This window comes from Citrobacter sp. CK202, assembly GCF_030333225.1.
In the GTDB taxonomy this organism is placed as follows: Bacteria; Pseudomonadota; Gammaproteobacteria; order Enterobacterales; family Enterobacteriaceae; genus Citrobacter_B; species Citrobacter_B koseri.
In genome coordinates this window covers 195,546-213,713 of record NZ_JAOWGI010000020.1, presented here as the reverse complement: position 1 = coordinate 213,713, position 18,168 = coordinate 195,546, and the positions used below count along the sequence as shown (strand labels likewise).

The 18,168-nt window shown below is 52.6% G+C and carries 21 protein-coding genes and 3 tRNA genes; 12 read left to right on the top strand and 12 right to left on the bottom strand.

Translation table 11 applies throughout. The features are described 5' to 3' along the window. Positions 1–42: 42 nt before the first annotated feature. The 8 genes from OGX84_RS04620 to OGX84_RS04585 form a co-directional block, all read right to left on the bottom strand. Entirely contained in the window at positions 43–819 is a 777-nt protein-coding gene (locus tag OGX84_RS04620) for a metal-dependent hydrolase (RefSeq protein ID WP_104867803.1), read from the bottom strand. Continuing rightward, positions 816–1,889, bottom strand: coding sequence for a patatin-like phospholipase family protein (locus tag OGX84_RS04615; protein WP_112001221.1), 1,074 nt, complete (start codon positions 1,887–1,889; stop codon positions 816–818). Before OGX84_RS04615 ends, OGX84_RS04620 begins: the two co-directional genes overlap by 4 nt. Positions 1,890–2,012: 123 nt before the next feature. Continuing rightward, a complete protein-coding gene (locus OGX84_RS04610) occupies positions 2,013–2,174 on the bottom strand; it encodes a DUF1328 domain-containing protein (protein ID WP_047459078.1) in 162 nt (53 codons plus the stop codon). A 128-nt stretch (positions 2,175–2,302) separates the two neighbouring features. Further along, positions 2,303–2,920, bottom strand: coding sequence for a molecular chaperone OsmY (gene osmY / locus OGX84_RS04605; protein WP_047459081.1), 618 nt, complete (start codon positions 2,918–2,920; stop codon positions 2,303–2,305). Between the two features lie 329 nt (positions 2,921–3,249). Continuing rightward, positions 3,250–4,839, bottom strand: coding sequence for a peptide chain release factor 3 (gene prfC / locus OGX84_RS04600; RefSeq protein ID WP_012134201.1), 1,590 nt, complete (start codon positions 4,837–4,839; stop codon positions 3,250–3,252). A gap of 92 nt (positions 4,840–4,931) precedes the next feature. Beyond that, positions 4,932–5,609, bottom strand: coding sequence for a pyrimidine 5'-nucleotidase (yjjG, locus tag OGX84_RS04595; RefSeq protein WP_024130736.1), 678 nt, complete (start codon positions 5,607–5,609; stop codon positions 4,932–4,934). 14 nt (positions 5,610–5,623) lie between these two features. Beyond that, positions 5,624–6,070, bottom strand: coding sequence for a ribosomal protein S18-alanine N-acetyltransferase (gene rimI, locus OGX84_RS04590; RefSeq protein WP_012134203.1), 447 nt, complete (start codon positions 6,068–6,070; stop codon positions 5,624–5,626). Then, a complete protein-coding gene (locus tag OGX84_RS04585; RefSeq protein WP_024130737.1) occupies positions 6,039–6,452 on the bottom strand; it encodes a DNA polymerase III subunit psi in 414 nt (137 codons plus the stop codon). The genes rimI and OGX84_RS04585 overlap by 32 nt, the downstream gene beginning before the upstream one ends. A gap of 103 nt (positions 6,453–6,555) precedes the next feature. Here OGX84_RS04585 and rsmC point away from each other — a divergent pair, with 103 nt between their 5' ends. The 4 genes from rsmC (at position 6,556) to OGX84_RS04565 (ending at position 8,110) form a co-directional block, all read left to right on the top strand. Then, positions 6,556–7,584: a 16S rRNA (guanine(1207)-N(2))-methyltransferase RsmC gene (gene rsmC, locus OGX84_RS04580; RefSeq protein WP_047459087.1), complete on the top strand. Its 1,029-nt coding sequence runs from the start codon at positions 6,556–6,558 to the stop codon at positions 7,582–7,584. Positions 7,585–7,790: 206 nt separating this feature from the next. Beyond that, positions 7,791–7,877, top strand: a tRNA-Leu gene (locus OGX84_RS04575). Positions 7,878–7,904: 27 nt separating this feature from the next. After that, positions 7,905–7,991, top strand: a tRNA-Leu gene (locus OGX84_RS04570). Positions 7,992–8,023: 32 nt separating this feature from the next. Further along, a tRNA-Leu gene (locus tag OGX84_RS04565) sits at positions 8,024–8,110 on the top strand. Positions 8,111–8,149: 39 nt separating this feature from the next. On the opposite strand, the gene OGX84_RS04560 is transcribed toward OGX84_RS04565, so the two are convergent. Further along, positions 8,150–8,386, bottom strand: coding sequence for a DUF1435 domain-containing protein (locus OGX84_RS04560; protein ID WP_146235386.1), 237 nt, complete (start codon positions 8,384–8,386; stop codon positions 8,150–8,152). Positions 8,387–8,638: 252 nt separating this feature from the next. On the opposite strand from OGX84_RS04560, the gene OGX84_RS04555 reads away from it, so the two are divergent. Both OGX84_RS04555 and fhuF read left to right on the top strand, forming a co-directional pair. After that, a complete protein-coding gene (locus tag OGX84_RS04555) occupies positions 8,639–9,706 on the top strand; it encodes a GGDEF domain-containing protein (RefSeq protein WP_012134209.1) in 1,068 nt (355 codons plus the stop codon). 122 nt (positions 9,707–9,828) lie between these two features. After that, positions 9,829–10,617 carry a siderophore-iron reductase FhuF gene (gene fhuF, locus OGX84_RS04550; protein WP_112001224.1) on the top strand — a complete coding sequence of 263 codons (789 nt, stop codon included), beginning with the start codon at positions 9,829–9,831 and terminating at the stop codon, positions 10,615–10,617. 30 nt (positions 10,618–10,647) lie between these two features. On the opposite strand, the gene OGX84_RS04545 is transcribed toward fhuF, so the two are convergent. Beyond that, a complete protein-coding gene (locus OGX84_RS04545; RefSeq protein ID WP_024130738.1) occupies positions 10,648–11,991 on the bottom strand; it encodes a PTS sugar transporter subunit IIC in 1,344 nt (447 codons plus the stop codon). A 363-nt stretch (positions 11,992–12,354) separates the two neighbouring features. Between OGX84_RS04545 and OGX84_RS04540 the strand changes: the two genes are divergently transcribed. Beyond that, the gene (locus tag OGX84_RS04540) at positions 12,355–12,813 is read left to right on the top strand and encodes a YbaK/EbsC family protein (protein WP_112001225.1); all 459 of its coding nucleotides are present in this window, start codon (positions 12,355–12,357) and stop codon (positions 12,811–12,813) included. A 64-nt stretch (positions 12,814–12,877) separates the two neighbouring features. On the opposite strand, the gene bglJ is transcribed toward OGX84_RS04540, so the two are convergent. Together bglJ and OGX84_RS04530 are read right to left on the bottom strand one after the other, a co-directional pair. Further along, positions 12,878–13,546 carry a DNA-binding transcriptional activator BglJ gene (gene bglJ / locus OGX84_RS04535; RefSeq protein ID WP_049008312.1) on the bottom strand — a complete coding sequence of 223 codons (669 nt, stop codon included), beginning with the start codon at positions 13,544–13,546 and terminating at the stop codon, positions 12,878–12,880. Then, positions 13,507–14,229 (bottom strand): LuxR C-terminal-related transcriptional regulator, encoded by a 723-nt coding sequence (locus OGX84_RS04530; protein WP_012134215.1) that lies wholly within the window; start codon positions 14,227–14,229, stop codon positions 13,507–13,509. The genes bglJ and OGX84_RS04530 overlap by 40 nt, the downstream gene beginning before the upstream one ends. Before the next feature lie 569 nt (positions 14,230–14,798). Between OGX84_RS04530 and OGX84_RS04525 the strand changes: the two genes are divergently transcribed. From OGX84_RS04525 to OGX84_RS04505, 5 genes are all read left to right on the top strand, one after another. Next, the gene (locus OGX84_RS04525; protein ID WP_024130740.1) at positions 14,799–15,575 is read left to right on the top strand and encodes a threonine/serine exporter family protein; all 777 of its coding nucleotides are present in this window, start codon (positions 14,799–14,801) and stop codon (positions 15,573–15,575) included. Continuing rightward, complete coding sequence (locus OGX84_RS04520; RefSeq protein WP_012134217.1) at positions 15,566–16,039, top strand: threonine/serine exporter; 474 nt, start codon at positions 15,566–15,568, stop codon at positions 16,037–16,039. The genes OGX84_RS04525 and OGX84_RS04520 overlap by 10 nt, the downstream gene beginning before the upstream one ends. 124 nt (positions 16,040–16,163) lie before the next feature. After that, positions 16,164–16,703, top strand: a complete 540-nt coding sequence (gene dnaT, locus OGX84_RS04515; protein ID WP_047459119.1) for a primosomal protein DnaT — start codon at positions 16,164–16,166, stop codon at positions 16,701–16,703. 2 nt (positions 16,704–16,705) lie between these two features. After that, on the top strand, positions 16,706–17,443 hold the full coding sequence (dnaC, locus tag OGX84_RS04510) for a replicative helicase loader DnaC (RefSeq protein ID WP_049008305.1): 738 nt from the start codon (positions 16,706–16,708) through the stop codon (positions 17,441–17,443). Positions 17,444–17,506: 63 nt separating this feature from the next. Further along, the gene (locus OGX84_RS04505; protein WP_112001226.1) at positions 17,507–17,998 is read left to right on the top strand and encodes a YjjA family protein; all 492 of its coding nucleotides are present in this window, start codon (positions 17,507–17,509) and stop codon (positions 17,996–17,998) included. The last annotated feature ends 170 nt before the right edge of the window (positions 17,999–18,168 follow it).

Genomic DNA, 18,168 nt, shown 5'->3' with positions numbered 1-18,168 from the left:
GCCCGTAGGCCGGATAAGACGCTTTTGCGTCGCATCCGGCAATCAGAGACGAAATAGCGCCGTCGTATTGCGATACAGCGTTTCGGCTATCACCTCAGAGGGTTCATCGCGTAGCGCGCACAGCTCGCTGAATACCCGTGCCGCCTGTTCCGGGCGGTTTGGCTGCCCCTGAAAACCATTTAGCGGCATATCCGGCGCGTCGGTCTCCAGCAGCAATGCATCCAGCGGCAGTTGCGCCATCACATCACGCGTTTTACTGGCGCGCGGATAAGTAATCGTGCCGCCAACGCCAATTTTGTAGCCTAACTGAATAAAGCGTTCCGCCTGTTGCAGACTGCCGGAAAAACCGTGTACCACCCCGGTTCGCGCCAGGGCGTGGCGTTTGAGATGCATCGCCAGCTTGTCATGGGTGCGACGCGAGTGAAGTATCACTGGCAGATCGTAGCGTTTCGCCAGTTTAAGCTGCGCCTCCAGGAGCCGCTCTTGCTCATCGAACTGAGGATTATCGCGGTAAAGATCCAGCCCGATCTCCCCTACCGCCACGACTTTCTGCGGGCGTTGATCCAGCGCTTGTTGCAGGCGATCCAGACTGTCATCTGCGTGCTGCTCAATAAACACAGGGTGCAGCCCCAGCGCCGCGAACAGCGGCGGGAAGCGCTCCGCCAGCGCCAGCACGCGTGAAAAACAGGCCGCAGCCGTCGCTGGAACAATGATTTTGCCAACCCCCGCGTCAGCGGCACGCTGAATGCTGGCCGCTTCATCACCGGTGAAAGGCGGAAAATCAAAATGACAATGCGTGTCGATAAATCGGCAACTCACGCCAGATCCTCATTATTGAAGGTAGTGTCGTTGGCCTGCGCCGCGCCGCTGACCGTTGCTACGTGCATATCGTTGGCCACCGCCGCCGGAGGCACCACCACCGGGCCAGGAATGACAATCTTCGGCGTGTGGCGGGAGAGCGGCGGTTTCTCCGCCAGCAGTTTCCCCACCGTCGCCAGAAAATAGCGCCCGCACAGGCGTCCGATTTTGTAATCTTCGCGCAGCGCAGGAAGACGGCTGCCCAACGCCATGCTTTGCAGCGGTTTCGGCGGGTAGATTTCAATGATACGCAGCTTACCCGGCGGCTTCTCAATAAAACGCTGAATGGCGCTATAGCTGGTTTCGTGATGCTGTACCAGATTCACCAGCGGCTGCAAACTGCTCTCCCCCAGCCAGCGCTCCATGCGCTTAAACCACTGCGGCGTATAGTACATTTGCGAAGGCACCGTGCGGATCACCACAATCGTTTTCGCGCCACGCTTTGCCGCCTCCTGTACCGGGATCGCATCGCTGATCCCGCCGTCCAGATAATTGATGCCATCCAGCGCCACGCCTGTACGGTAGAACCCCGGAATCGCGCTGGTCGCACGAATAATATCGAGCCAGTTTTGCTTCGTTGGCGAGAAATAGTTCGCCGTGTAGTCATCCCCACGACAGGCGCACATATAGAAGGATTTTCCGCTATCGAACAGACTCGCGGCGGTGTCCATCGCCAGCGGCATCTGCCCGGATGTCGCGTCCACCAGCCAGTCGAGATCGATCAGGTTCCCCCCGCGAACAAAACGCACCGGATCGAAGAACTCCCGCTTCGTGGTGTAACGCATAATAACTTTGCGCCCATAGCCGGGCTGGTTACAGAGATAGGCGGAAAGGTTTTGCGCCCCGGCAGAGGTGCCGAGGTAGAGGTCGAACGGATTGAACTTCGCGCGCATAAACTCATCCAGCACGCCAGCGGTAAAGATTCCCCGCTGCCCTCCGCCCTCGCACACCAGAGCCATTCGGCCTGGTCGGAACGCGTTTAATGATAATGGCGCAATATTGCCGAGCGTCACGGGTATTCGCTGCCCCACCTCTGCCTTCCTGTGTTTTATTTTATAGAATGACAAAGTAACGCAAATTCGCGATAGCTAAAACCGTAAAAGCCAGTCCGATGGACTGGCTTAGCATGAATCATGGGTATTACGGGTGACGTGCTAGGGTCGTTTACGGCCCATAAACAGGCTGATCAGGAACAGGACAATCCCGACGACGAAGACAATTTTCGCTGCGCTAGCCGCGGTGCCTGCCAGTCCACCAAAACCCAGAGCGGCGGCAATTAACGCGATAACCAGAAATATAATGCCCCAACGAAACATAAGCCTCTCCTTTACCATAGTTAATGTCGACCGCTTGATATGAGCGTTCAGGTTGCTCATTCGCGATATTTTTAGTGTGGTGTACATTGCGCCTCCCGACAAACGTCGGGAGGGCGAATTAAGACGAATTACTGAGTTTTCAGGTCATTTTTGACGCTTTTCACACCATCAACCGCTTTTGCGATACTTTCAGCACGGTCGATTTGCGCCTGAGAATCTACGGTTCCTGAGAGCTGCACCACGCCGTCGGTGGTTTCGACTTTCACTTTGCGGGAAGGCACGATGTCATCCGCCAACAGTTTCGCTTTGATCTCGCTGGTAGTGGCCGTATCCCCGGCATAGCCTTTCATCGTGCCGGACTTGCTGTCGCGAACATGCAGTTTGTCGCTGACGGAGGTCACACCCTCAACGCCTTCCGCCACTTTCACGGCTTCTTCAGCCTGAGCCTGGCTTTCAACAAAGCCGCTTAATGTCACCACTTTGTTATCGGTTTTGACCGAGATATCGGTGCTCTTAATACTTTCATGATCCACCAACGCCGCTTTCACTTTTGCGGTGATGGCGCTGTCATCCATGAAGTTACCGACTTTATTCATAGAGCTATCGACTTTCTGTCCCGCGCTTTCTGCGCTGGACTGTGCCTTATCCAGCGTAGAGGTTTCCGCAAATGCAGAACCGGTCGCGACAGCGGAGGTCAACATTACGGCCAGGAGAGTTTTAGAAATCTTCAGTCTTGTCGTCGTCATCGATTCATTCCTGTATGGATGGCAGCCGTCACAATCAACATACTTATGCAGAATCGCGGCGCTAATCCCATCTTTATTCAGTTATTAATATCGCAGACAAGATAAATGACGGCCTTAACAACCAGTATTCACGCATTGAACAGTGTTAAAAGTCGTCATTTATGTCATCACTTTGTTAAATATAGATCACAATCGCAAAATCGCTTGCTGATACGCTTAAAAAACAAGCAACCATAAGAAAAACTGAGGGATTTAAGAACATTCCGCAAGCGGTTAAAAAGGCAGGGAAAGTAACAGGGCGCGCCGGATGACGCGCCCTGGAGGGACAATTAGTGCTCGCGCGTTTTGCGGAACTGAACGTCAGGGTAGCGTTCCTGCGTCAGGTTCAGGTTAACCATTGTCGGTGCGATATAGGTGAGGTTATCACCGCCATCCAGCGCCAGTTGTACTTCGTTCTTACGCTTGAACTCTTCGAATTTCTTCGCGTCAGTACATTCAACCCAGCGTGCGGTAGCGACGTTGACGGATTCATAGATAGCCTCAACGTTGTATTCGCTCTTCAGACGGGCAACCACCACGTCAAACTGCAACACGCCGACAGCGCCCACGATCAGATCGTTGTTGGCGATCGGACGGAACACCTGTACCGCGCCTTCTTCAGACAGCTGAACCAGCCCTTTCAGCAGCTGTTTTTGCTTCAGCGGATCTTTCAGGCGGATACGACGGAACAGCTCCGGCGCGAAGTTCGGAATACCGGTGAACTTCATCATTTCGCCCTGAGTGAAGGTGTCGCCGATCTGAATGGTGCCGTGGTTGTGCAGGCCCAGAATATCGCCCGGATACGCCTCTTCAACGTGAGAACGGTCGCCCGCCATAAAGGTCAGCGCATCAGAAATCACCACGTCTTTGCCGATACGTACCTGACGCATTTTCATGCCTTTCTCGTACTTACCGGAGACCACACGCATAAACGCCACGCGGTCGCGGTGTTTTGGGTCCATATTGGCCTGAATCTTAAACACGAAACCGGTGAACTTCTCTTCTTTCGCTTCTACCGTACGGGTATCGGTCTGGCGCGGCATCGGCGCAGGCGCCCACTCCACTAAGCCGTCCAGCATATGGTCAACGCCGAAGTTACCCAGCGCAGTACCAAAGAAGACCGGGGTGATTTCACCTGCCAGGAACAACTCATGGTCGAACTCGTTGGACGCGCCCTGCACCAGTTCCAGCTCGTCGCGCAGCTGCTGCGCCAGGTCTTCCCCTACGGCAGCGTCAAGTTCCGGGTTATCCAGACCTTTTACAATGCGCACTTCCTGGATGGTGTGGCCTTTACCGGTCTGGTACAGGTAAGTTTCGTCTTTATAAAGGTGATAGACGCCTTTGAACAGCTTACCGCAGCCAATCGGCCAGGTGATCGGCGCACAGCCGATTTTCAGCTCGTTCTCAACTTCATCCAGCAGCTCCATCGGGTCGCGGATGTCACGGTCGAGTTTGTTCATAAAGGTGAGGATCGGCGTATCGCGCAGGCGGGTTACTTCCATCAGCTTACGGGTACGATCTTCGACGCCTTTTGCCGCGTCAATCACCATCAGACAGCAGTCCACCGCCGTCAGCGTGCGGTAGGTATCTTCCGAGAAGTCTTCGTGCCCGGGGGTGTCCAGCAGGTTGACCAGGCAATCATGATACGGGAACTGCATTACCGACGTGGTAATAGAAATACCACGCTGCTTTTCCATTTCCATCCAGTCAGATTTTGCATGCTGGCTGGAGCCACGGCCTTTTACCGTCCCGGCAGTCTGGATAGCCTGTCCGAACAACAATACCTTCTCAGTGATAGTGGTTTTACCGGCATCCGGGTGAGAAATAATGGCAAAAGTGCGGCGCTTAGCCACCTCTTGCAAATAAGGAGACAACGTCATAGTTCAATCTTCTTGAGTAAGCGCGGCGTCTGACCACGCATGTTGAATACGAAAAATTGCGGCTATTTTACCCATCAACGGGGGGGAGGCAATCAGTGTTTACACAGGAGTTGCTCCAGTTCGCTTAATGACGCCACGGTCCAGGTCGGTTCAATGCCCGCAGGCTGCTCGCGATGGTGCGCATTCAGCCAGCAGGTGGAAAGCCCGGCGTTAATGCCGCCGAGAATATCAGACTCTGCGGTATCGCCGACCATTAACACGCGAGAGCGGTCAGGGCTGCCCGCCTGCTCCAGCGCGTAATCAAAGATGCGCGGATCGGGCTTCGCCACGCCCACTTCTTCAGAAATAACCAGCAGATCAAAACGATCGCGAAGCCCTGTTCGTTCAAGGCGAATTTGCTGCAATGAGGTGAATCCGTTGGTGATGATGCCCATCTTCACCTTACCGTGCAGAGCGTTAACCAGCGAAACTGCGCCCGGCAGCGGTGCGCAAATCTCCGCCATAGCATTCATAAACGCATCATTTAACTCTTCAGGCGGGACGTTCAGCTGCTCGCCCCAGCCGACAAAGCGCTGGCGCTGAAGCTGAAGCGAAGTGATAGCGCCGTTCTGATAATCCACCCACAGCGGTTTATTGACGGCCTGGTAGTCCTGAAAATCTTCAGCGGTAAAGGTGACGCTATAGTCGAGAAACATCCGCTGTAAGCCGGTAAACGAGTCAAACGTAAACAGCGTTTCGTCGGCATCAAAGAAAATCCAGTCCCACTTCATCATTCCACCTTGTCTTACATACTGATTGGCAATGCCATGATTATCGCGTCCTCACGCCCGTCAGCCGTCGGGTAGTAATTACGGCGCACCGTTGCCTCATTAAAACCTAAACTTTCATAGAGTGCGATGGCGGCGGCATTTGAGGCGCGCACCTCCAGCCATAACGTCAGGACGCCGCGTTTTTCCAGTTCATCAATCAGATGTTCCAGCAGTTCTCGCCCCAGCCCCCGACGCTGAAAATCCGGGTCGACCGCAATATTGAACAGCGTCGCCTCATCCAGCACCACCTGCGTAATCGCGAACGCCGCCATCTTTCCGCCGACCGTCAGTTGATAGTTGAGGTAACGTTCGCCCTGATTGCTGGCAAAGGTTTTTTCACTCCACGGAAACGCATGGGCGCGTTTTTCAATCAGAAACGCAGCAGGTAAATCAGTCGGATTGAGGGAAGAAATCGTGTTCATATGCGCAAATTTGTTGCCATAGTGCGGCGCGTGCCGTTGGGTTTGCCCGTAATTCATTAAACGCAGGACTTGTCACCTGAGCGCCTTCCAGCAGCAAAGGCTCTTCAGTACCCAGCCGCCAACTGTTGCACCGGCTGCCTTCCGGCAGCATGGCGACGCGGTCAGGCGTCAACGGTAATACCTGGTCGGGACTGACGGTCAATGCGCGCAAAATATCGCTCATCAAGGGTTCGGTCAGCGCCGGTAATTCTTCCGCCACGACCACCAGACGAACGTGCGCAGGAAGGGAAATCGCGATTTCCCCCTGTAGCGCGCCAGGGCGACGCAGCGACCACTGGGTAATGCCCAGTTGCTGTAATTGCCAGTCTCGTCGGGATGTCATAGCGAAACGCTCCTGTCTGTCAGGGGCGCAAATATAGCAAATTCGTCGAAACTGCGCCAACAAACAACTATAATCGCCGCCAGGAACAATAGAGGAACCTTTCATGTCTGCTTTTACCCCGGCAAGTGAAGTCTTGCTGCGCCACAGTGATGATTTCGAACAAAGCCGTATTCTGTTTGCCGGAGATTTGCAGGATGACCTGCCAGCCCGCTTCGAAAGCGCCGCCAGCCGCGTGCATACGCAACAATTCCACCACTGGCAGTTGTTAAGCCAGCTGATGGGCGAGAAGGCGCGCTTTAGCCTGGTCGCCCACGCTGACGACGTCGCGGACTGCGACACGCTGATCTACTACTGGCCGAAAAATAAACCTGAAGCCCAGTTCCAGTTGATGAATATCCTGTCGCTGCTGCCGCTCGGCACCGACATCTTCGTGGTGGGCGAAAACCGTAGCGGCGTTCGCAGCGCAGAGCAAATGCTGGCCGACTACGCGCCGCTGAACAAAATCGACAGCGCGCGCCGCTGCGGGCTGTATCATGGCCGTCTGGAAAAACAGCCTGTCTTTGATGCGGAAAAATACTGGGGCGAGTACCGCATTAACGATCTGACCATCAAAACGCTGCCCGGCGTTTTCAGCCGCGACGGTCTGGATGTCGGCAGCCAGTTGCTGCTTTCCACGCTGACGCCACATACCAAAGGCAAAGTGCTGGATGTCGGTTGCGGCGCAGGCGTGCTCTCTGCGGCCTTAGCCAGCCACTCGCCAAAAGTGCGTTTAACCCTGTGTGATGTTTCCGCGCCTGCCGTTGAGGCCAGTCGCGCAACGCTTGCGGCAAACGGCGTTGAGGGTGAGGTGTTCGCCAGTAACGTCTTTTCTGACGTAAAAGGGCGTTTTGATATGATCATCTCTAACCCGCCGTTCCACGATGGAATACAAACCAGCCTGGATGCCGCGCAAACGCTGATTCGCGGCGCGGTTCGCCACCTCAACAGCGGCGGTGAGTTGCGCATCGTGGCTAACGCCTTCCTGCCCTACCCGAAAGTGCTGGATGAAACGTTTGGCTTCCACGAAGTGATTGCGCAAACCGGGCGCTTTAAAGTTTACCGCACGGTGATGACGCGCCAGGCGAAGAAATAGAGTGGTCATCGTAGGCCGGATAAAGTGCCTGCACCGCCATCCGGCATGGTTTGCGGATGCCGGATGGCACTTCGCTTATCCGGCCTGCGGTTAGCGCCCATTTTTGCAGCAATCAATCCATCCTGCGTAATTAACTATTGACGAAAAGCTGAAAACCACTAGAATGCGCCTCCGTGGTAGCGATTCTTTTTAAGAATCGATGGTATGCGAAGGTGGCGGAATTGGTAGACGCGCTAGCTTCAGGTGTTAGTGTCCTTACGGACGTGGGGGTTCAAGTCCCCCCCCTCGCACCAAAACCACGTTGATATTGCTCGCACTGGGCGAAGGTGGCGGAATTGGTAGACGCGCTAGCTTCAGGTGTTAGTGTTCTTACGGACGTGGGGGTTCAAGTCCCCCCCCTCGCACCAACGAGGCGATATCAAAAAAGTAAGATGACTGTGCGAAGGTGGCGGAATTGGTAGACGCGCTAGCTTCAGGTGTTAGTGTCCTTACGGACGTGGGGGTTCAAGTCCCCCCCCTCGCACCAATTATCTTATTTCCCTTCTCTGCTTTACGTCTTGTTTGTTCATCCCTGATTCAAATTCATCATAACCAGCACCATGCCGCTGATCAGCGCGACACATGACGGCAGCAGGACGAAATGCCGTAAGCGTTTGTGATACAGCATCAACGAAGTCAGCAGTAATCCTAATACAATCAGTACCTTCCATGCGTCAATGGAGAGGTCGGCAAACGCCAGTCCGGTAATAAAAATACCCGGCAACAATATCCCCCATCCACTGCCCAGTGTACGCTGCAACATGGCTTTACCTCTGATACCGATAATGATAACCAATAGCATATGATAAAATTTCTCATTTGTCAGCAGTTCGTCACACTTCCTTGTATGAGATTGTCTTAACAATTGATGACATGAATTCAGCAAGGTGATAGATTGGGCGGTGGTTAACTTACAAACAATAAAAACGTTTATTTATGCGGGCTTTTTCCCGCACGTTATTTTTCATTTTGGCCCCAACCAGCGTAATTCATAGATAAATAACGACATTCAGATATGACAGCTCAATCCTGGCGCGCACTACGCACCAAAAAATATCAATTCTCTTTACGCCTTTTTCTGTTTCTCAATGCGGTGTCCGGGCTGTTTACGCTTGTCTTTCCTCTTTATGAGGTCAGGGCTGTCTCAGTCCCGGCAATACTGCTCTTTGTTGCAAGTACGTTACTTCTGATATGGCACGGAAAATATACGCATAAAAAGATTAATATCCCCTTTATTTCTGTTATATCAGGCATATTGTGGGCCTGGCATATCACACTGAAATATAATGCTATGAACCATAGCGATTATACTTTTCTACTCATCGCCCTTCTCTGCGTGTTATTTATTGGCTCCATCGCCTTTGCTAATAATATCATTGCGTTTACGTTCCATTCATTGCCTTCCGTTCTGGCCTGCCTGTGGCTTAATGGCAGCGAACACGGCATACGGATTATTTATCTCATGGCGCTCCCGATGGCGGGCATTGCCATCCAGCATGTTATTCAAAAACGCTATGACGATTTCGCTCAACAGCTGATGTACAAACTGCTGGAAGAGAGAGAAACGCTGAACGGGCTGAGTATGCTCGATCCTTTGACTGGCCTGTATAATCGCCGCGGCCTGCAAAATAAGCTGAATACGCTCCTTGCTCTGGAAACGCACGAAGAACACTACGTATTGCTGCTGGATATCGATCACTTCAAAGCTTATAACGATCACTATGGGCACATGATGGGCGACCAGGCTCTCATTCGCGTTTCAGCCGCGATTCGTGACGCTGTCCGTTCCCGGGATATTGTCACCCGTTTTGGCGGCGAAGAGTTTATGGTCCTGCTGACCGCGACCGATCCACAGGAGGCGCGCACGACCGCCGAACGTATTCGCCAGAAGGTCTACGATCTCAAAATCCCACATATGTTTAATGTCAGCGTGGCGACCAATGTCACCATCAGCGTTGGCATCGCGCCGCTACTGGGTCAGGACATGGAGGCTGCAATCGTCAAGGCGGATAAAGCGCTGTATGAAGCCAAAAACCTGGGGCGCAACAACATTCTTGCGAGTGACGAACTGCGTACGGTCTGACACAGGGCGATATCATCGTGCTACCGCGCACAGCGTCACGACAAAGCGCTTGCCATCGACTATCGCTATCATTAGGATTAGAAATCATTATCATTTAGATTACTATCCTTATATACAGCGCTATGCCTTACCGTTCCGCACCGATCATTGAAGATGTCACCTGGCGAGCCCATCTCCAGCCTGAGATGCCCTCGCTGGCTGAAGCCGTGCGTGAAACGATAACCCGGACGCGCGAACATCTGCTTGATTTTATTCGGCTGGACGAACCGCACCCAACGGGCGCCATGACGCTGGCGCAGTGGGCTCGACCGGGTACGATGCGCTCCCTGCTGGCTATCTATTCCGACCATATTTATCGTCATCAACCGATGCAACCACGCGAAAATAAGCCGCTCATTTCGCTTTGGGCGCAATGGTATATCGGTCTGATGGTACCGCCTCTGATGCTTGCCCTGCTCACCCAGGAAAGGGCCATTGACGTTTCGCCCGAGCACATGCACGTTGAGTTCCACGAAACCGGACGCGCAGCCTGTTTTTGGGTTGATGTGCATCAGGACGAGCGGGCAACCGCGCATTCTCCTCAACAGAGAATGGAAACGCTGATCGTCTCTGCGCTGATGCCGGTCGTTCAGGCACTGGAATCAACCGGCGATATTAACGGTAAGCTTATCTGGAGTAACACCGGGTATCTGATCAACTGGTATCTGACCGAAATGAAACCGCTACTTGGCGAAGCCTTGCTGGCAACGCTGCGCCAGAGCTGCTTCTTCGAAAAGCAGCTTTCCAGTGGCCAGGATAACCCGCTGTGGCGTACCGTCGTCCCTCGCGAAGGTCTGCTGGTGCGCCGAACCTGCTGTCAACGCTACCGGTTGCCAGACGTTCAGCAATGCGGTGACTGTACGCTGAAATAAACAAGGCGCCGCAGCGCCTTGTTCAACACGTCAGGCCATCTGCTGACTCTCCTCTTCTGCACGCCCGGCCTCTTCTGCCTCTTGCGCCAGAAGCTGCTTCTCATAAACCTTAAAGAACGGGAAGTATATGATGGCGGACACCAGCGCCAGTATGACCACCAGGATCGCCGCACGGTAGTCCCAGCCCAATGCCCACGCAGCGCCAACCGGTGCGGGCGCAGTCCACGGCACCACGGAAATCACCCGCCCAATCAGATCCAGTTTCATCGCCGCCCACGCCAGCACGGCGTTCACCATTGGCGCCAGCAGGAACGGGATAAAGAACACCGGGTTCATCACAATCGGCGTCCCGAAAATAACCGGTTCGTTGATATTAAAGATACTCGGCACGACGCTTAAGCGGCCAATAGAGCGCAAATGTACGGAACGGCTGCGTAAATAACAAATCACCAGCCCCATCGTAGCGCCAGAACCGCCAATGACGATGAAGAAAGTCCAGAAGGCTTCCATGAAAATGTGCGGCAACGGCGCCCCCTGCGCCAACGCGGTCTGGTTCATACCGAGATTGGTCAGCCAGAACATTTGCAGCATCCCGGAGACAATCGCCGCTCCGTGAATCCCCGCAAACCACAGCAGATGCCCAATCAGCACCGCCAGCAAAATAGCGGGCAATGAATCCGCAGCGGAAACCAGCGGTTTAAAGATCGCCATGATCGCCTGTGGGATCAGCATATCGAACTGCGACTGGATCGCCAGGCTCAGCGGATACAAGGTCAGAACCACCACCAGCACCGGGATCAGCAGATCAAAGGAGTTCTTGATCATCGGCGGCACCTGGTCGGGCAGGCGAATGCCAATGTTATGCGCCTTCAGGAAGCGCATCATTTCAACACAGTAAATCGCCACCAGAATCGCGGTAAAAATCCCCGTTCCGCCCAGGCTGTCAACCGGCATAGTGCCGTTTGTTTTCGGCGCGGCAACCAGCAAGAAGGCCATGATCGAGAGCATGGCGCACATAAACGGATCTAACTGATGCGATTTAACATAGTGTTTGCCCAGGTTATAGGCAATGGCCGCACAGATATAGATGGACATGATCCCCATCGTCATATCAAACGGCGTCAAAATCTGGCTTTCAAACTGTTTCGCCAGCGCCAGCCAGCCACGGGCAAATCCCCAGGTGGTGTCCGGTGAGAAAGGAGGATAGGCGAAAACCAGCAGGAAGGAGCCGACAATCATAAACGGCATTGCCGAAATGAAACCATCACGAATAGCCATAACATGACGTTGTGAGGAAATACGTCCGGCAACGGGACTCACGTAGTTTTCGACAAACCGAAAAATCACATTAAACACAGCATGGTTGGTAGACATAGCGTTCTCCTGTCAGTCAAAACAACATAGACGTGCTGGCAGCAGCACCGCCGTGTAAGGGTCCATTACTACTTTTCGCGACCGCGCCGGGGAGAACACCAGCGATACAGCAGAGAGAATGAAGTTTCATAAATGGCTCTTATTATGTGATACAGAGGAAGTGACAGGTTCAGTATTAATCCCCGCCCGCCGGACTGCAACCGGTTACTGTAACCGGTTTCCGTGAATGTGAAGACGATCGAAAAATCGCTCATGCTGCTGGTTTATTACATAAATTATTTACAGTGCCGCTTTCCTTATGACAAATTACGCCACGCGGTTTTCTGAAAAACAGGACTGCTAATACAGCGTCAGGAGAAAAGAATGAGTCTGCAATCGGTACGGCAGTTTCTGGCCGAACGTGCCCCGGATATTGAAATCATCGAATTAAATCAGAGTACGGCGACGGTGGAACTGGCAGCGAAAGCGCATAATGTTGCGCCAGGACAGATAGCGAAAACGCTTTCGCTTAAGGTGAAAGACGACATTATTCTGGTTGTCGCCAAAGGCGATGCCCGCCTGGACAATAAGAAACTCAAGAGCACGTTTGGCGCAAAAGCGCGAATGCTCAGCAGCGATGAAGTCGTGATCGCCACAGGGCACCCGGTCGGCGGTGTCTGCCCTTTCGGGCTGGAAGCGCCTCTGCCCGTCTATTGCGACGTCTCATTAAAACATTATGCTGAAGTCTTACCAGCAGCAGGGGCAACGCACAGTGCAGTCCGAATTTCCCCCGACAGAATGGCAGAACTCACTTCAGCAACCTGGATTGATGTGTGCCAGTGATGCTATTTGTGCCCGGGCGATAAACCCGGCACAAGCAACCTGTAAATACAGAGCGACTACAGAATTACGCGGATAAGCGACCCGGCTTTTCGGCGCGCAGAGACAGCAGGATATCCGCCGCATCAAGCAATCCGGCATCTGAGCTGACGCCCAGTTTAGACATCACATTAAATTTATGGGCGCGAATCGTCTTGATATTGCGTTCCAGCTGGACGGCTATCTGTGGCATCGAATAACCATTCGACATAAAACGCAGAATTTCACGCTCAGTGGGGCTTATCATTCGACTCTGATTGAGATACCAGAGGTTCAGAGTGTGTTCCGTCACCTCTCGCTTACTGTTCAATAATAAAAAGAGCTTTTCCTGCAAACTGGCCAGTGACGACGCTTTACTTAAGACCCCATCTAACGGCGAAGGCGACAGCGAATCAATTAACCGGGCTTCCGCATCATCATCCGCGATGACCAGTCGGCGCACACGAGGAAAATTCACAGCCAGTTCCGCCAGATAAGCCAGCCCCATCCGGCGATCTTCCCGCATCGCAGAAAGTGAAAAAATAACGACGGAAAAGGGAGTACTTAACATCGCTTTCTGGAAAGCAGATTGAGTTGGAAAAATATGAAGTTTATATTGGCAATCAGGAAACGCGTCAAATAAACTCTTCATTCCAATACTGCTCATTACGCACTTCTCTATGAGTGCGACATTTCCCTTGGCAATTCGGTTTTCCATTCAGTAGCATCTCCATAAACTGAAGGTAAATTCAATTCTCTTGCTCCCTGAGAACTGTTTATCCAGGCATACATCTCAGCATTGCTGTGTATTGACAGACGTCGCATCGCACTGTTTTTCTGCGCGCTAATCGTTTTATTACTCTTCTTAAGCAACATCGCTATCTGATTAATCCCCCAACCCTTACCCAGAAGCCGTAACACTTTCCGTTCCGACAGCGTAAGAACAACCGGACGATGGCCAAAACTCGAGACATCTGGCAGAGCGGGAGATAGCAGCGTCTTACTGATCCTGTCCGTATGGGCATTGCCTGCTTCAATCACGTTTACCAGATTCTCAACCGGTTCAACGTCAGACAGCAACGTACTGAAGGGGCTCATCAGAAGCTCAATCGCCTGTGAGTAAAACGCACGGGAAACAAGAAATACCCAGTGAATATCATGGTATTGAGATAATAAAGCGTAAAATTGCTCGCAGACAGCGCGGGGATGTTTACATTCTCCCGTTAAATCCGTAATCACTACATCGGAGCGGCGCAGCTGCATTAATGTCAGTTCTTCTACGGAACGGCAGTACATCAGTTCATAAGCAGGGAAATGGCCCTGCACCACCTCTTTTAACCCCGTCTGTATAACAGGTATTTTACTGATAATAATTATGTTTTTGCGGCATCCTGGCAACATATCTCCTCCATATCCACAGGTCTCCCCTCCTGTTCACTCATTAATAAATAATATAATTAATGAGAAAAACAGACGTGGTAATAGACGAAGTGAATTGTTTATCCTTGGCTTTTATTTGAAATGTTATAGCAATAACGACTCTATACAATGATCCGCATAGTATAAAATCACCAAACTATTATTGCATAATTACCGCTAAAAATAATTGCGGTACAATTAAATTAACTAAATTAGATCATTAGCATTTCTAACATATGCAAGGGGAATTTAATAAACTCACGCTATGTTTCGCATCAGATAATTATGCTTTCAGGAAGCACAAGAAAAGAATATCGTCTCATTAATTTCAGAGGTTACAGACGATACTTCATTCCCTGTCATTCACGTTCGACGTAAGGCATTCAATATACTGCAATTATGACATTCAGCGACTGATTGTCTGGCATCCTGCCTCTTTTTTCATCACAAAATTGATCTTAGCCAGAGCCAAAAGGGTCGGGCTTCATGATACAAAGAAGACTTTCGTCATTCAGATGGTACGCAACGCGTCTTTTCAGTCAGGGCGAGTCATGCAAACAGAGCAGTCGTTACAGCGAACGGTTACACGGTTATGTATTCAATGCGGGCTTTTTTTACTGCAACACGGCGCAGAGAGCGCGCTGGTTGATGAACTCTCCACCCGCCTGGGGCTGGCGTTAGGGATGGACAGCGTGGAAAGCGCCATCTCCTCCAACGCTATCGTTCTCACCACCATTAAAGATGGGCAGTGTCTGACATCGACACGTAAGAACCAGGATCGCGGCATTAATATGCACGTTGTCACGGAGGTGCAGCATATTGTCATCCTGGCCGAACATAATTTGCTGGATATAAAAGGCGTAGAGAAGCGCTTTAGCCAGCTCAGACCGTTGCGCTACCCGCGCTGGCTGGTATCGCTGATGGTCGGGCTTTCCTGCGCCTGTTTCTGCAAACTGAATAACGGCGGATGGGATGGCGCGGTGATCACCTTTTTCGCCAGCATGGTGGCGATGTATATTCGCCAGATGCTGGCGCACCGGCATTTACACCCACAAATCAACTTTTGCATCACCGCTTTTGTCGCCACTACCATTTCCGGCCTTTTGCTTCGCTTGCCCACTTTCAGCCATACCCCGACCATCGCCATGGCCGCCAGCGTCTTACTGCTGGTGCCGGGGTTTCCGCTGATTAATTCCGTTGCGGATATGTTTAAGGGCCACATTAATACCGGTCTGGCGCGCTGGGCGATTGCCAGTCTGTTAACGCTGGCGACGTGCGTCGGCGTGGTGATGTCGATGACGCTGTGGGGGCTACGCGGATGGGTGTAATCGATTTTCTTCTGGCGCTGATGCAGGACATGATTCTCTCCGCAATCCCGGCAGTGGGCTTTGCGATGGTGTTCAACGTGCCGCACCGGGCGCTCCCCTGGTGTGCGCTGCTCGGCGCGCTGGGCCACGGCTCACGCATGGTGATGATGACCGCCGGGTTTAATATCGAATGGTCGACATTTATGGCCTCGCTGCTGGTAGGGAGCATCGGCATTCAGTGGTCACGCTGGTATCTGGCGCACCCCAAAGTCTTTACCGTCGCAGCAGTCATCCCGATGTTTCCGGGGATATCCGCCTATACGGCAATGATATCCGCCGTCAAAATCAGCCACTTTGGCTACAGCGAACCGTTGATGATCACATTGCTGACCAATTTCCTGAAAGCCTCCTCTATTGTCGGTGCGCTTTCCATCGGGCTTTCCGTTCCCGGTCTGTGGCTGTATCGCAAACGCCCACGGGTATGATGCTTTTCTCCCTGCACTCAGGCAGGGTGAGGCTGCTTTCCCTCACCCTGCCGATATCTCCCGTCTGTGTGTTACTATAAAAACAGTATTCCTTCTCGGTTGTGGTTCCCTGTTGAGAAACATTATGTCTTCCAGAATTTTGACCCCGGACGTCATCGGTATTGACGCCTTATTACACGATCACAACGCGGTGCTGGCAAAATCGGCAAGCGGCGCGGTGGCGGTCTTCGCCAATAACGCGCCCGCGTTTTATGCCGTGACGCCGGCACGTCTGGCGGAACTGCTGGCACTGGAGGAAAAGTTATCGCGCCCGGGAAGCGATGTCACACTGGATGCTCAACTCTACGAAGACTCCCAGGCCGCGCCTGTGGCCGTTCCGCTGGGGAAATTCGCCATGTACGCAGACTGGCAGCCGGATGCTGACTTCCAGCGGCAGGCCGCGCTGTGGGGCGTCGCGCTAAGGGAACCCGTCACCGCCGAAGAGCTGACCTCGTTTGTGGCTTACTGGCAAGCGGAAGGTAAGATTTTTCACCACATCCAGTGGCAGCAAAAGCTGGCGCGCAGCGTGCAAATCAGCCGGGCCAGTAACGGCGGTATGCCGAAACGTGATGTGAACAACGTCAGCGAACCTGACGACCATATTCCACCTGGTTTTCGAGGGTAACGATGAAAAACGTTGGCGACCTGATGAAACGTCTGCAAAAAATGATGCCAGCAAATGTTGAGCCTGCATTCAAAACGGGCGAAGAACTGCTGGCATGGCAGAAAGAGCAAGGCGAAATGCGTGCGGCAGCGCTGGCGCGTGAAAACCGGGCGATGAAAATGCAGCGCACGTTCAACCGTTCCGGCATCCGTCCGCTGCATCAAAACTGCTCGTTTGATAACTATCGTGTTGAGAACGACGGGCAGATGAACGCGCTGAGCAAAGCGCGGCAGTACGTCGAAGAATTCGACGGCAACATCGCCAGCTTTATCTTTTCGGGCAAACCCGGCACCGGGAAAAACCATCTCGCGGCGGCAATCTGCAATGAACTGCTGCTGCGCGGAAAATCGGTTTTGATCATTACCGTCGCCGATATTATGTCCGCGATGAAAGGCACCTTTAGCAATCGCGAAACCAGCGAAGAGCAGTTGCTCAACGATCTCAGCAATGTGGATCTGCTGGTGATCGACGAGATCGGTATGCAGACCGAATCCCGCTATGAAAAAGTGATCATCAACCAGATCGTCGATCGCCGCTCATCATCCAAACGCCCTACCGGGATGTTAACCAACAGCAATATGGATGAGATGACCAAACTCCTTGGCGAACGCGTAATGGATCGTATGCGTCTGGGCAACAGCCTATGGGTGATCTTCAACTGGGAAAGCTACCGTAGCCGCGTCACCGGCAAAGAGTATTAAGACCATTCCGACCCAGGCAAGCGCTATACTGCGACGAAAGGTACACACACACGAGTCATAACGATGAAAACCACAAAACGTCTTCTGTGCTGCGCGGTTGCCGCCAGCGCGTTTATCGCCACCAGCGCTTTCGCCGCGTCCTGGCAGGATTCTCTCTCCAGCGCCGCCAGCGAACTGAGCAAACAAAGCAGCTCTTCACAGCAGGGCGGCATGTCGCTGTCTTCTCTGACCAGCCTGCTGAATGGCGGCAATCAGGCATTAAGCGCTGATAACATGAACAACGCGGCGGGTATTTTGCAGTATTGCGCGAAACAGAAACTGACTTCCGTTACCAATGCGGAAAACGTTAAAAACCAGGTGCTGGATAAACTGGGACTTGGCGCCGCCGAACAGAAGCAGGACACCAATTATCTGGATGGCATTCAGGGTCTGCTGAATACCCAAAACGGCGAACAGCTTAGCCTGGATAACATTGGCAGCACGCCGCTGGCGGAAAAAGTGAAAACCAAAGCCTGCGATCTGGTGTTAAAACAGGGGATGAACTTCATTTCCTGATGCGCCAACATGCCGCGTTTCAACCGTTTAGCGTTGAGCGCGGCCTGACCTCTCTCTTTCTACTTCTCTCTGTCTCGCCTTCCCCGCATCACGGGAAGTGACGACGATCAAAAAAGCCAGGTTCTAAACCAATTCTTAATCACTGCACATTTTAATGTCACCATAATTGC

Coding starts and splice junctions, on each gene's coding strand:
- OGX84_RS04610 (WP_047459078.1), bottom strand. CDS start 2,174: ATGTTTCGTTGGGGCATTATATTTCTGGTTATCGCGTTAATTGCCGCC.
- osmY (WP_047459081.1), bottom strand. CDS start 2,920: ATGACGACGACAAGACTGAAGATTTCTAAAACTCTCCTGGCCGTAATG.
- prfC (WP_012134201.1), bottom strand. CDS start 4,839: ATGACGTTGTCTCCTTATTTGCAAGAGGTGGCTAAGCGCCGCACTTTT.
- yjjG (WP_024130736.1), bottom strand. CDS start 5,609: ATGAAGTGGGACTGGATTTTCTTTGATGCCGACGAAACGCTGTTTACG.
- rimI (WP_012134203.1), bottom strand. CDS start 6,070: ATGAACACGATTTCTTCCCTCAATCCGACTGATTTACCTGCTGCGTTT.
- OGX84_RS04585 (WP_024130737.1), bottom strand. CDS start 6,452: ATGACATCCCGACGAGACTGGCAATTACAGCAACTGGGCATTACCCAG.
- rsmC (WP_047459087.1), top strand. CDS start 6,556: ATGTCTGCTTTTACCCCGGCAAGTGAAGTCTTGCTGCGCCACAGTGAT.
- OGX84_RS04560 (WP_146235386.1), bottom strand. CDS start 8,386: ATGTTGCAGCGTACACTGGGCAGTGGATGGGGGATATTGTTGCCGGGT.
- OGX84_RS04555 (WP_012134209.1), top strand. CDS start 8,639: ATGACAGCTCAATCCTGGCGCGCACTACGCACCAAAAAATATCAATTC.
- fhuF (WP_112001224.1), top strand. CDS start 9,829: ATGCCTTACCGTTCCGCACCGATCATTGAAGATGTCACCTGGCGAGCC.
- OGX84_RS04545 (WP_024130738.1), bottom strand. CDS start 11,991: ATGTCTACCAACCATGCTGTGTTTAATGTGATTTTTCGGTTTGTCGAA.
- OGX84_RS04540 (WP_112001225.1), top strand. CDS start 12,355: ATGAGTCTGCAATCGGTACGGCAGTTTCTGGCCGAACGTGCCCCGGAT.
- bglJ (WP_049008312.1), bottom strand. CDS start 13,546: ATGGAAAACCGAATTGCCAAGGGAAATGTCGCACTCATAGAGAAGTGC.
- OGX84_RS04530 (WP_012134215.1), bottom strand. CDS start 14,229: ATGTTGCCAGGATGCCGCAAAAACATAATTATTATCAGTAAAATACCT.
- OGX84_RS04525 (WP_024130740.1), top strand. CDS start 14,799: ATGCAAACAGAGCAGTCGTTACAGCGAACGGTTACACGGTTATGTATT.
- OGX84_RS04520 (WP_012134217.1), top strand. CDS start 15,566: ATGGGTGTAATCGATTTTCTTCTGGCGCTGATGCAGGACATGATTCTC.
- dnaT (WP_047459119.1), top strand. CDS start 16,164: ATGTCTTCCAGAATTTTGACCCCGGACGTCATCGGTATTGACGCCTTA.
- dnaC (WP_049008305.1), top strand. CDS start 16,706: ATGAAAAACGTTGGCGACCTGATGAAACGTCTGCAAAAAATGATGCCA.
- OGX84_RS04505 (WP_112001226.1), top strand. CDS start 17,507: ATGAAAACCACAAAACGTCTTCTGTGCTGCGCGGTTGCCGCCAGCGCG.